Here is a 12,008-nt window from a genome sequence, read left to right as displayed (position 1 = left end):
AAAGCCCCGATATGTTTTTATATCGGGGCTTTTTTATTTCTTTTTAGAAATCCACATTGTAATTTTTGCGTGGAAAACTTTTTCATTTGCTTTGTCGAAAACATCGACATTGACAAGATATTCACCTGCTTTATCCCAATCATAATTTTGTTCAACAGGTGAGGCAATTGCGATCAAATCAGTTTCCGCTTTTTTCAAATATTCAACAGTCATTCCTTTAGGAATCCAACGATGTGTTGCAGGAACGGTAACTTCTGTCATTGTTCCTCCAGCAAGTTCAGCCATATTACACATCGCGATCGCGTGTACAGTCCCTATATGGTTGAGCACTGAACGTTTTTTCTTAATCGAAATTTTGCACGAATTCGGCTTTAGTTCTTCAAATAGTGGAGAAATACTACTGAAATATGGTGCTTTTAGGCAAAGCATGCGTGTAAATGTCCATTTGCCTGCGGGTAAAGCAGAAGCTTTGTTCCACAATTCTAGAGTTGAAGCCATGTTAAATTACCTTGATGAAAACAGAATTTAATTCTTTTACAGAATATAATTCTGTTTACAAGTTGTGGTCAAGTCATTCACAATAGTTCCGACAATCGGTGAACTCAAATTGAATATGCAAACGGCTCAACAATTATTAGAAAGGTTGTATCCTCAACGAAGATCTCTGTTAAAGCGTCAAATATTATTTGATGCGTTATCGTGTTTTTTAGAGTTTGGATTAGATGCCACTAGCATTGAGATGATTAGAGAACGTTCAGACAGCAGTGTAGGAGGGATCTATCATCATTTCAAAAATAAAGAGGGTGTGATTGCTGCTTTAGTGTTTGCAGCTTTAGATGATCAATCAAGATCAAGAGATCAATACTTAGAGCAGACGCAATCTTTAAAAGAACTGATCTATAGCTTGATTTATAGTTATGTTGATTGGGTTGCTGATCAGCCAGAGTTCGCTAAATTTTTATTACTTGCACATTACAGTGTGATGAAAGGTGAACACCGTTCGGTTCTAATTGAAAAGAATAAGCTCAGAAATAAAACGCTACGCAACTACATTTCACAGTATTCTGAAGCATCTTTATTGAAATCAGTTCCAGCAGAGTTAATGATGTCTTTAGTGATTGGTGCAACAGAAAACTATTGCCGTGCTTGGTTGTTTGAAAAGGTTGATACTAATCCGAAAATTTATCGAGAATTGTTGGCTAAAGCTGCATGGGATTCTTTACAAAATTTAGCTGAGATAGAGTGAAGAAAAGGCATATTACATGCCTTTTGTTGTATTTATGCCCATTCAAATTATTTGAATTGAATCGAACCATTAGCATTTACGATAATTTTTGACTCACCCGCCGCCATATCTTGAGCAGGAGCAGCTTCTGCCATTGCAAATTTTGCAACGCCACCACGCATCATGGGTTGAGGGAAGTAATTGCTCGTATTTAAATTTAAACTGACAAGATTATATTGTGCTTTGTTCCACGCTTGCGTGATTGACTGAGCACGCTGTTGAAAGTTTTTAGAAGCCTCGATCATTAACTCATTTTCAACTTTCTTTCGTTGCTCATCAGATACGGTAAAGTTAATAGATTGAGTTTGAAAATTTTGTTGCAGTTCACTGATTAACTGACTTGCCGCTTTGAAGTCCTTACTTTCTAACTGGATTTCTGCACGGGCACGCCATTCTTTTAATTTATTGTTGTCATTGTCATAAACAGGATAAGTGCTTTGAGCACCCGTTTCGACTTTGACTTGAGGATATTTCCGAGAAAGAGCTTGAGCTTGATTCATCAGTTGATTGATTTGATTGGAGAGTTCGGCAGGTTGCTTATGACTCTTTTCGATGTACAGAACTGCCTGCATTTGATCATTGGCAACTTGGCGTGATGCATCAGCTTGGATATTGACGATATTATAGTTTAATTGGTTGGAATCTTGGGCAAATGCGCTTGAACTGAGAGCTGCACCTAACATCATCGAAGCGAGTGCTAAAGTACGCATAAATTTTTCCTTAAAGTGACGATTAACAAATTATTTTTACAACTTTCATATTAAAAAGAACTGATGTTGAACTTCTGCAGATTTTGTGGTGTCTTTGTAATAAATTTGAGATGTTTTGCAATAAGAAAATAAAATAAAAGTATTTAAATAATAAATAGTTATGATGGTGATTTTGACCATTTATCTAAAAATTAATATGTAGATAAAAAAAGCATACTTTCTTTCGCTTGTCACATAGTATGATGATAATTCATCATAGTTAATTGAAAGAAACATTTTTTCAATAATATTAGATGAATGTCAGGCATAAAAAGAGTTTATTTTATTTCAAAATTAGGTATCATCTCGCACCTAGTTGAAAGATATAAAACATTTTGTCTGCACTAGATTCTAAAAAGCACCGAGTCAAACGACCGCAAGTCACCAGACTTATTTCTTTTACCCATATCAGAGATGGTAATTCGATATGAGCGTTACTTCCGTAAACCCTGCCGCTAATGCATCCAACGAATATTATTTGACTCGCCAAAGTCAGATGGAATCAAATGTTCGTAGTTATCCACGTAAATTACCGTTAGCGATAGCGAAAGCACAGGGCTGCTGGGTTACAGATGTTGAGGGTACTCAATACCTCGACTGTTTAGCTGGGGCAGGAACATTGGCTTTAGGTCATAATCATCCTGCGGTGATTCAAAGTATTCAAGATACATTGGCAAGTGGCTTGCCTTTGCATACTTTAGACTTAACGACTCCTTTAAAAGATGCTTTTACTGAAGCACTTTTGGCTTACTTGCCAGGCGGTAAAGAAGAATATTGCTTACAGTTCTGTGGACCATCTGGTGCAGATGCTACAGAAGCGGCGATTAAACTTGCTAAAACATATACTGGTCGTAGTTCTGTGATCAGTTTTTCAGGTGGATACCACGGTATGACTCATGGTTCACTGTCTATGACAGGTAACTTGAGTGCTAAAAATGCAGTGAATGGTCTTATGCCTGGCGTTCAGTTTATGCCATATCCACATGAATATCGTTGCCCACTTGGTTTAGGTGGTGAAGCGGGTGTTGATGCATTGACTTACTTCTTTGAAAATTTCATCGAAGATGTTGAAAGTGGTGTAACGAAACCTGCTGCTGTGATTCTTGAAGCAATTCAAGGTGAAGGCGGTGTCGTAACTGCACCTGTTAAGTGGTTACAAAAAATTCGTGAAGTGACTGAAAAGCACAACATCGTTTTAATTTTGGACGAAGTTCAAGCTGGTTTTGCACGTTCAGGTAAAATGTTTGCCTTTGAACATGCAGGTATCGAGCCTGATGTTGTGGTGATGTCAAAAGCTGTAGGTGGTGGTTTACCATTAGCCGTGCTTGGTATTAAGCGTAAGTTTGATGCTTGGCAGCCAGCAGGTCACACGGGTACTTTCCGTGGCAACCAGTTGGCAATGGGTACAGGTTTAATGGTTCTAAAAACTATTTCTGAACAAAACTTAGCTCAAAACGCGCAAGAGCGTGGTGATTTCTTACAAGCTGAATTCAAAAAGTTAGCTCAAGAATTCCCATGTATCGGTAATGTCCGTGGTCGTGGTTTGATGATCGGCGTTGAAATCGTTGATGAGCGTAAACCAGCTGACCATATGGGTTCACTTCCTGCTGATGCACAATTAGCTGCGGCAATTCAAACCGCTTGTTTCAACAATAAACTTTTACTAGAGAAAGGTGGTCGTAACGGTACTGTAATTCGTTTACTTTGCCCACTTATCATCAATCAAGACGAATGTGTTGAAGTAGTTGCACGCTTCAAAAAAGCGATTGCAGAAGCTTTAAAAGCAGTACGAGGCTAATTCATGGTTGATTTTGCAGAACATCGTAAAGCGTTACTCTGCAATGATGCACAATCCATTGCTGACTATCAGTCAGCAATGGGTGAAGCGGTTAAAGCCGTTTCAGCATGGTTGCAAAATGATAAAATGTACACAGGTGGAAGCATTAAAGATTTGCGAGCAGCAATTTCTTTTAATCCATCAAAAGAAGGTTTAGGTGTACAACAATCATTACAACGTATGGTTGAGCTTTTCCTCAACAAAAGTTTAAAAGTACATCATCCACACTCACTTGCACATTTGCATTGCCCAACGATGGTGATGAGCCAAATTGCGGAAGTGTTAATCAATGCAACGAACCAATCTATGGATTCATGGGATCAAAGCCCAGCGGGTTCATTGATGGAAGTTCAGCTTATTGATTGGTTACGCCAAAAAGTGGGCTATGGGGCAGGTCAAGCAGGTGTATTCACTTCGGGTGGAACACAGTCTAACTTGATGGGTGTATTGCTTGCACGTGACTGGTGTATCTCAAAAAACTGGAAAGATGAAAATGGTAATCCATGGTCTGTTCAGCGTGATGGTATTCCTGCAGAAGCAATGAAAAACGTCAAAGTCATTTGTTCTGAAAATGCACACTTCTCTGTGCAAAAGAACATGGCAATGATGGGGATGGGCTTCCAGTCAGTCGTGACGGTTCCTGTCAATGAAAATGCGCAAATGGATGTCGATGCACTCGAAAAAACTATGGCACATCTTCAGTCTGAAGGCAAAATCGTTGCTTGTGTTGTTGCTACAGCGGGGACGACAGATGCTGGTGCAATCGATCCACTCAAGAAAATCCGTGAAATTACCAATAAATTTGGTTCTTGGATGCATATTGATGCTGCTTGGGGTGGTGCGCTGATTCTTTCTAATGATCATCGTGCAATGCTTGATGGAATTGAATTGTCAGACTCAATCACACTTGATTTCCATAAGCATTATTTCCAAAGCATTAGTTGTGGCGCTTTCTTGTTGAAAGACGAGGCTAATTATCGCTTTATGCATTATGAAGCTGAGTATTTAAACTCTGCTTATGATGAAGAGCATGGTGTACCTAACCTTGTGTCTAAATCATTGCAAACGACTCGTCGTTTTGATGCATTGAAATTGTGGATGACGGTTGAAGCATTAGGTGAAGAGCTTTATGGTTCAATGATCGACCATGGTGTGAAATTAACACGTGAAGTTGCAGACTACATCAAAGCAACAGCAGGTCTAGAATTGTTGGTTGAACCACAATTTGCTTCTGTTCTGTTCCGTGTTGTTCCAGAAGGTTATCCAACTGAGTTTATCGATAGTTTGAACCAAAACGTTGCAGATGAATTATTTGCACGTGGTGAGGCGAATATTGGTGTGACTAAAGTTGGTCAGGTTCAATCATTGAAAATGACAACTTTAAGTCCCGTTGCAACGCTTGAAAACGTTCAAAATCTTCTTGCGCTTGTGCTTGCAGAAGCTGATCGTATTAAAGATGCAATCGTTGCTGGTACTTATGTTCCTGCGATCGATTAATTGCAATTTAATTTGATATGCCAATAAAAAAGAGGTCTTTGAAAGGCCTCTTTTTTATTTATAAATTTATATAAAGTAATATTAAGCTGCAAAAATTGGACTGAATCCCATTTTTCGCAATAGTTTTCGATACATGCTTGAACTGCGATCGGCTGGAAAATGAGCTTCCATAGAGAGATCTAATGGAAGATATTCAGGTTTTTGCGTCTCGACAATTAGTCTGTCTTCTTCAAATATCGCTAAGTTAAATTTATAAGCATCTTCAACAGGGAGATCTTTATCATAATTCCGACAGATTGGAGCAAATAAGCGCGTTTGACGAGCAGATACAGGACTCGCTGCATTCATAATTACTTGCTTACTATTGTGAGGAAAATGGATTGTTAGAGTTGCAGTGAAAGGAAGACTGATTTCGAAATGTCTTAGCCATTGAAAACCTTCTTTGCCACGTTGGTCAATCCCAATTGGATAACGACCAACACTGCTGAGATAGTCTGCATCAAAACCATAATTGGTCTCGGTTGTTATGTAATCAGGAACTTCAACATTGTCAGGATCACCAAAAGTATCAGGATGTACCCAAGCAAAATGAGCCACATCAATGAAGCCTTCTAACTGACGACCAGCAAAACAATTTAAATCTACAAATGGACAAACCAGTTGTTGGAAATTTGAATCATCCCAATAGGGCATATGTAGAATATTGGGTTTTTCATTTAACGGAGCGGTTAAGCAACACCAGATCAAACCATATTTTTCAGCAGCGGCATATGTTTTTAAATTGAAGCGATCCGATATTTTATGCTGTGGGTGCGCAGGAATTCGATTGCATTTTCCATCTTCGCCAAAATGTAAACCATGATAGCGACAAGCTACTCCAAGACCATCGTTGCGCCCTAGACTTAGAGGAACACCATGGTGAGGACAAGCATCCTTTGCAACAATAACTTGATCGGCTATTTTATAAATTACTAATGGCATATCCAATAGCATTGTAGCAGTTGGCTGTTCTGTAATATCACGTGCTAAGGCAATCGGATACCAATGTTGGGAAAGCAAGTGCCAGTCATGCTCAGGAAAGGTCATATGCATCGGTAAATCTGGGTTAAATGTCGCAATGGTTTTGGTATTCATGATCTCAGCTTTCTATTCATTTTAAATGAATATAGATCAATACACCGTTCTAAGAAATTTCAATAAACTGAATAGATTGTTGATTTTTTTAGAACACAGTCTTTATTTAAATGTACTATTTTTTGATCATTTGATGAGTTTAAAGAAATCTAAAAACCTACTTTTAAATTAAAAAACGGTGGAATTATTTGGTTTTTTAGACCGTATTTGAATTAATGAAATTGTCATACTATTTTGCTGTGGGAAAAAATGCTTTAAATCTTAGTCGCAATATTTTTTCAATTAATGGATGCGTATTTCCTTTAAAAATCGAGCAGAGGATGTAATAATTCAATGAAATATTGCAGTTCTGCTGAAAATATCAATTTTTTAACGATAAAATTATTTGCATATATAATTGATATTTAAAAATATTTAATTAATTTTCACACATCACATCAATTATCATCAAAGCGTCACAAAGTTGTAACCTATTTGTCATATTATCTGATCAAAATGCAGTTAACCAAAGTACAACACTTGAAGTTAAAAGAGTTGTAAATCAAATTGTATAAATGAGAGAAGACAGAATGCGCTTAAATCCACGTTATATCGCACTTGCATTAGCTGTATCTGGGGCAACTGTAGCAGGAACTGCTAACGCAGCTCGTGATACGATTCAAATTGCTGGTTCATCAACTGTATTACCTTATGCAAGTATTGTTGCAGAAGAATTTGGTAATACTTTCCCACAATTCAAAGCACCAGTTGTTGGTTCAGGCGGTTCTTCAGGTGGTTTGAAACAATTCTGTCAAGGTGTTGGCGACAACACAATTGATATCGCGAATTCTTCACGTGCTATCAAAGATACCGAAATCGCAGCATGTAAAAAAGCTGGCGTAAACCAAATCCAAGAAATCAAAATTGGTTATGACGGTATCGTATTTGCATCAAATGTAAAAAAAGCTGCGTATAAATTAAAACCTTATCACGTATTCACAGCATTATCTGCTCAATTACCTTCAAATGGTAAATTAGTTCCAAACCCATATACAACTTGGAACCAAATTGATAAATCTTTACCAAATGAGCCGATTACTTTAGTTATTCCTGCATCTAACCACGGTACTCGTGAAGTATTCCAAGAGAAAATGGTTGAAGCAGGTTGTGAAGCTTATGATTACTTCAAAAACTTAGACAAAGAAGCTCAGAAAAAAGCGTGCTCTACATTCCGTAAAGATGGTCGCGTAATCGAAATCGCTGGTGACTATACAGAAACTCTTGCTCGCTTAAAGACTTCACCAAGCGCTGTAGGTGTATTTGGTCTTGGCTTCTATGACTTGAACCGTGACAAGTTACGTGTTGCAACTGTAAACAACGTTGTTCCTTCTGAGAAGACAATTTTAAGTGGTCAGTACCCAGTTTCTCGCCCATTGTTCTTCTATGTGAAAGGCGAACACTTGAAGTCAATCAAAGGTTTACCACAATACGTAGAATACTTCTTAAACAAGAAAGTATCTGGTAAAGGCTCTAAGTTAGAAAAAGCTGGTTTGATCGCTTTGAGTGACAAAGAACGTGCAAAAATCCTTGCTGATTTTAAAGCTGGTAAAACAGTTAAATAAGTTTACTTAATAACGGAGGCTGGTGAGACTTAGGTTCATCGGCCTTTTTGTCTAGCTAAGTTTTTTCAAATGATGAAAATTGAGAAAACAGTGGAGATTACATGAATCTGCTACTTATCGGTGTGTTATTAGCCCTTGTGGCAATCGCATATCAAATCGGGCTGAGCAAAAGCCGTAACCTAGCAGGTAAGGGGAATAACTCAGTAGCACTACATTCTCGTCCTGTGTATTACGGGGCTTTGGTTGCCTTGTGGTGTGGTATTCCTGCTTTTTTAATTTTGATAATTTGGAACTTGGTTGAACCGAGTGTTTTACAACATATTATTTTTAATAATATCCCAGCATCCGTCATTGCAACTTTAGATGCAGCAGGGCGTGATGTATTAATTGATCGTGTTCAAGCGATTGCTTCAGGTTTTGGTGTCACGGATCAAGCTGCGGCTTATGAAGTTGCTGCTGCACAACAATTAGCAAAATTTCAAACGATAGGGACTTTTGCTAAGTTAGCAGTAGTTATCAGTGTGGCGTTAGCAGGTTTAGTTTGGGCAAAGCGTAAAGTTAGTGAGCAATATCGTGCACGAAATCAGGTTGAAAAAACAATTAACGTTGCCTTGATTCTATGTTCTGGTGTTGCGATTTTAACAACTATTGGTATCGTTCTTTCGATGCTTACAGAAGCATTACATTTCTTTAAATTTGTCAGTCCTACTGATTTCTTCTTCGGTACAGAATGGAACCCAGGTTTCAGCACAACAGGAAATGCTGAAGGCAGTTATGGAATTTTGCCATTACTTTGGGGGACATTAATGGTCAGTGGTATCGCATTACTTGTTGCGGTTCCGATTGGCTTAATGATTGCAATTTACTTGGCAGAATATGCATCTCCAAAGCTACGTGCTTGGGCAAAACCAATTATTGAAGTATTAGCTGGTATTCCTACTATTGTTTACGGTGTATTTGCACTTATGGTCATCGGACCATTCTTCAAAATGGTAGGTGAAAGTGTTGGTATTAATATCAATGCGACAAGTGCTTTGACTGCTGGCTTTGTTATGGGAATTATGATTATCCCATTCGTATCATCATTATCAGATGACATCATTACTCAAGTTCCACGTTCACTCCGTGATGGTTCTTTAGGTTTGGGTGCAACAAAATCTGAAACGATTAGACAAGTTGTTTTACCTGCCGCACTTCCTGGTATTACAGGCGCATTTTTACTTGCTGTTTCTCGTGCTGTTGGTGAGACCATGATTGTGGTACTCGCAGCAGGGAATAGCCCATTACTGCATGCAAACCCATTAGAAGCTGTTTCAACAGTGACGGTAACGATTGTAAAACAGTTAACTGGCGATACAGATTTCGCAAGCCCACAAGCATTGGTTGCATTTGCCCTAGGTTTAACGTTGTTTGTGATTACTTTGGGTCTAAACATTATTGCACTGTATATCGTGCGCAAATATCGTGAGCAATACGAATGAGTTCATCAAAGACATCTCCTTTGGATCCAAATGCGTTTGATCCTCAAGTGGCTGCTGAACAACGTGAACAGCGCAAAAAAGTTATCCAAAGCTCGTTGGCAAAACGTCATCGCAAAGAAAAAATGTTCCGTCTGGGAGGTTTTTCTGCAGTTGTGATTGGTTTGGCATTTGTTGCTTTACTATTCGGAAGTATTTTAGCGAGAGGCTTACCAGCTTTCTGGCAGAGTAGTATGACAGTTCCTGTTTATTTTGACCCTACGATCATTAATGCAGGACCGAAACCAAAACCAACTGCGGGTGAGTCGCCAGCTCATTTTGAAGAGCGCTTTGTTGCTTGGCAAACTGAAATGGGTATGGTGGATTGGGATGCATTGATCGTAAATGGTATTGTTGCTAAAGACCCAGCACTTGAGTCGCAACGTGATTATTTGACTGGTATGTATACTAGCTCTGAAGCATACCGTTTACGTGATATGGTTCTTGCAAATCCAGCATTGATTGGCACTAAGCAAGAACTTAAATTCTTGGCAGATGCCAATGTCGATGTATGGTTATCTGGAAATATTGATCGTTCATTGCCTGATGATCAGCAACAACTTGATCCAGAAGTACGTCAACTCGCTGATCAATTAGAAGCAAAAGGGATCATTGAAAGTACGTTTAATACCAACTTATTTGTTAGCCCTGACTCTCGTAGTTCTCCTGCAATCAGTGGTTTGGCTGGTGCATTCATGGGTTCATTGTTCATGATGCTCATCGTGATCGTGATCTCTATTCCAATTGGGGTTGCAAGTGCCATTTACTTGGAAGAATTTGCGCCGAAGAATATGATGACAGACATCATCGAAGTGAATATTAATAACTTGGCTGCTGTTCCTTCGATTGTGTTTGGTTTGTTAGGTGCCGCTATCTTTATCGGATGGATGCAACTGCCACTTTCAGCTCCGTTAGTGGGTGGTTTGGTTTTAAGTCTAATGACATTACCAACTGTAATCATTACTACACGTGCATCATTGAAGGCAGTACCACCATCTATCCGTCAAGCTGCATTAGGTTTAGGCGCATCGAAAGTACAAACGGTCTTCCATCATGTATTGCCACTCGCGCTTCCTGGCATTATGACGGGTTCGATTATTGGTGTAGCACATGCTTTAGGTGAAACAGCGCCATTACTTTTAATTGGTATGAGTGCCTTTGTAGCGAGTGTTCCGACAACGCCTCTTGATCAAGCAACAGCATTGCCTGTACAAGTATATTTGTGGCAAGGTAATGAACTACGTAACTTCTTTGAAGGACGTACAGCAGCAGCGATTATTGTGCTTCTAGCATTGATGATTGGTTTAAACAGCCTTGCTATTTGGCTACGTAAGAAATTTGAAGTGCGTTGGTAATTGAGGAGAGTACAATGAATACGATTGAAATTATGAACGCATTAGAAAAGGATAAGTCAGTGAATCCACAGCAAACAGAATCGAATTCATCTGAAGCACAAGTTCAGCAATCTAATACTGCTTTTGTTTCTCAGTTTGAAACGGCTTCATCAAACAAAAAGCCTAAAACCAATGAAGTAAAAATCACGACCAAAGATGTTCATGTTTACTATGGTGAAACTGAAGCGATTAAAGGTATTGATCTTGATATCTATCAAAATGAAGTGATTGCTTTTATTGGTCCATCAGGATGTGGTAAATCGACTTTCTTGCGTACTTTGAATCGCATGAATGATACGATTGATACTTGTCGCGTAACAGGTAAAGTTACTCTAGATAATCAAGATATTTATGATCCAAATCTTGATGTGGTTCTACTACGTGCGCAAGTTGGTATGGTATTCCAAAAACCGAATCCATTTCCTAAATCAATTTTCGATAACGTAGCTTATGGTCCTAAGCTACATGGCTTAGCTCGTGATAAATACGATTTGGAAGAAATCGTTGAAAACAGTTTACGTAAAGCTGGTCTGTGGGAAGAAGTTAAAGATCGTTTGAGTCAGCCAGGAACAGGTTTGTCAGGTGGTCAGCAACAACGTTTATGTATTGCACGTACAATCGCAGTAAGCCCTGAAGTGATCTTAATGGATGAGCCGTGTTCAGCACTTGATCCAATTGCAACAGCGAAGATTGAAGAATTAATTTCTGAACTTTCTGAACAATATACGATTGCCATTGTAACGCACTCAATGCAACAAGCAGCTCGTGTATCTGATCGTACTGCTTACTTCCATTTAGGTGATTTGATCGAAGTGAACTCAACTGAGAAAGTATTTACTCAGCCAGATCATCAATTAACTGAAGCATATATTACAGGTCGTTTCGGTTGATATTTTTACAGTAAAAAGAAGAGCCTTCGGGCTCTTCTTTTTGTATAGGCAGATGAAAAAGAATCTATTTTTCAAAATCACTATTGAATTTTAACTCAACTGAC

At 38.7% G+C, this 12,008-nt stretch carries 10 protein-coding genes; 7 read left to right on the top strand and 3 right to left on the bottom strand.

The window, feature by feature from the left end; genetic code table 11:
• Positions 1-33: 33 nt before the first annotated feature.
• On the bottom strand, positions 34-498 hold the full coding sequence (locus IRT38_RS13755) for a hotdog fold domain-containing protein (protein WP_004912553.1): 465 nt from the start codon (positions 496-498) through the stop codon (positions 34-36).
• A gap of 115 nt (positions 499-613) precedes the next feature.
• Between IRT38_RS13755 and IRT38_RS13750 the strand changes: the two genes are divergently transcribed.
• Entirely contained in the window at positions 614-1,246 is a 633-nt protein-coding gene (locus IRT38_RS13750) for a TetR/AcrR family transcriptional regulator (RefSeq protein WP_194598020.1), read from the top strand.
• 47 nt (positions 1,247-1,293) lie between these two features.
• Here the strand turns inward: IRT38_RS13750 and IRT38_RS13745 are convergent, their stop codons facing one another.
• Positions 1,294-1,995, bottom strand: a complete 702-nt coding sequence (locus tag IRT38_RS13745) for an SIMPL domain-containing protein (RefSeq protein ID WP_004956273.1) — start codon at positions 1,993-1,995, stop codon at positions 1,294-1,296.
• 466 nt (positions 1,996-2,461) lie between these two features.
• Here IRT38_RS13745 and IRT38_RS13740 point away from each other — a divergent pair, with 466 nt between their 5' ends.
• The gene (locus IRT38_RS13740) at positions 2,462-3,832 is read left to right on the top strand and encodes a diaminobutyrate--2-oxoglutarate transaminase (RefSeq protein ID WP_004755817.1); all 1,371 of its coding nucleotides are present in this window, start codon (positions 2,462-2,464) and stop codon (positions 3,830-3,832) included.
• A gap of 3 nt (positions 3,833-3,835) precedes the next feature.
• Complete coding sequence (locus tag IRT38_RS13735) at positions 3,836-5,368, top strand: pyridoxal phosphate-dependent decarboxylase family protein (RefSeq protein WP_005402276.1); 1,533 nt, start codon at positions 3,836-3,838, stop codon at positions 5,366-5,368.
• An 81-nt stretch (positions 5,369-5,449) separates the two neighbouring features.
• Here the strand turns inward: IRT38_RS13735 and IRT38_RS13730 are convergent, their stop codons facing one another.
• Complete coding sequence (locus IRT38_RS13730) at positions 5,450-6,502, bottom strand: aromatic ring-hydroxylating oxygenase subunit alpha (RefSeq protein WP_194598009.1); 1,053 nt, start codon at positions 6,500-6,502, stop codon at positions 5,450-5,452.
• Between the two features lie 569 nt (positions 6,503-7,071).
• Here IRT38_RS13730 and IRT38_RS13725 point away from each other — a divergent pair.
• From IRT38_RS13725 to pstB, 4 genes are all read left to right on the top strand, one after another.
• On the top strand, positions 7,072-8,103 hold the full coding sequence (locus IRT38_RS13725; RefSeq protein WP_004963196.1) for a substrate-binding domain-containing protein: 1,032 nt from the start codon (positions 7,072-7,074) through the stop codon (positions 8,101-8,103).
• A gap of 101 nt (positions 8,104-8,204) precedes the next feature.
• The gene (pstC, locus tag IRT38_RS13720) at positions 8,205-9,584 is read left to right on the top strand and encodes a phosphate ABC transporter permease subunit PstC (RefSeq protein ID WP_194598008.1); all 1,380 of its coding nucleotides are present in this window, start codon (positions 8,205-8,207) and stop codon (positions 9,582-9,584) included.
• Positions 9,581-10,975 carry a phosphate ABC transporter permease PstA gene (gene pstA, locus IRT38_RS13715; protein ID WP_112987191.1) on the top strand — a complete coding sequence of 465 codons (1,395 nt, stop codon included), beginning with the start codon at positions 9,581-9,583 and terminating at the stop codon, positions 10,973-10,975. Before pstC ends, pstA begins: the two co-directional genes overlap by 4 nt.
• A gap of 14 nt (positions 10,976-10,989) precedes the next feature.
• The gene (pstB, locus tag IRT38_RS13710; protein ID WP_004956284.1) at positions 10,990-11,904 is read left to right on the top strand and encodes a phosphate ABC transporter ATP-binding protein PstB; all 915 of its coding nucleotides are present in this window, start codon (positions 10,990-10,992) and stop codon (positions 11,902-11,904) included.
• The last annotated feature ends 104 nt before the right edge of the window (positions 11,905-12,008 follow it).

Source organism: Acinetobacter sp. SK-43, assembly GCF_015351505.1.
Classification (GTDB): Bacteria; Pseudomonadota; Gammaproteobacteria; order Pseudomonadales; family Moraxellaceae; genus Acinetobacter; species Acinetobacter junii.
This window is presented reverse-complemented; position numbering and strand designations above follow the sequence as displayed.

What these genes read in the sequence shown, in the direction of transcription:
- IRT38_RS13740 (WP_004755817.1), top strand. Translation starts at nt 2,462, where the DNA reads ATGAGCGTTACTTCCGTAAACCCTGCCGCTAATGCATCCAACGAATAT.
- IRT38_RS13725 (WP_004963196.1), top strand. Translation starts at nt 7,072, where the DNA reads ATGCGCTTAAATCCACGTTATATCGCACTTGCATTAGCTGTATCTGGG.
- IRT38_RS13750 (WP_194598020.1), top strand. Translation starts at nt 614, where the DNA reads ATGCAAACGGCTCAACAATTATTAGAAAGGTTGTATCCTCAACGAAGA.
- pstB (WP_004956284.1), top strand. Translation starts at nt 10,990, where the DNA reads ATGAATACGATTGAAATTATGAACGCATTAGAAAAGGATAAGTCAGTG.
- IRT38_RS13735 (WP_005402276.1), top strand. Translation starts at nt 3,836, where the DNA reads ATGGTTGATTTTGCAGAACATCGTAAAGCGTTACTCTGCAATGATGCA.
- pstA (WP_112987191.1), top strand. Translation starts at nt 9,581, where the DNA reads ATGAGTTCATCAAAGACATCTCCTTTGGATCCAAATGCGTTTGATCCT.
- IRT38_RS13745 (WP_004956273.1), bottom strand. Translation starts at nt 1,995, where the DNA reads ATGCGTACTTTAGCACTCGCTTCGATGATGTTAGGTGCAGCTCTCAGT.
- IRT38_RS13730 (WP_194598009.1), bottom strand. Translation starts at nt 6,502, where the DNA reads ATGAATACCAAAACCATTGCGACATTTAACCCAGATTTACCGATGCAT.
- IRT38_RS13755 (WP_004912553.1), bottom strand. Translation starts at nt 498, where the DNA reads ATGGCTTCAACTCTAGAATTGTGGAACAAAGCTTCTGCTTTACCCGCA.
- pstC (WP_194598008.1), top strand. Translation starts at nt 8,205, where the DNA reads ATGAATCTGCTACTTATCGGTGTGTTATTAGCCCTTGTGGCAATCGCA.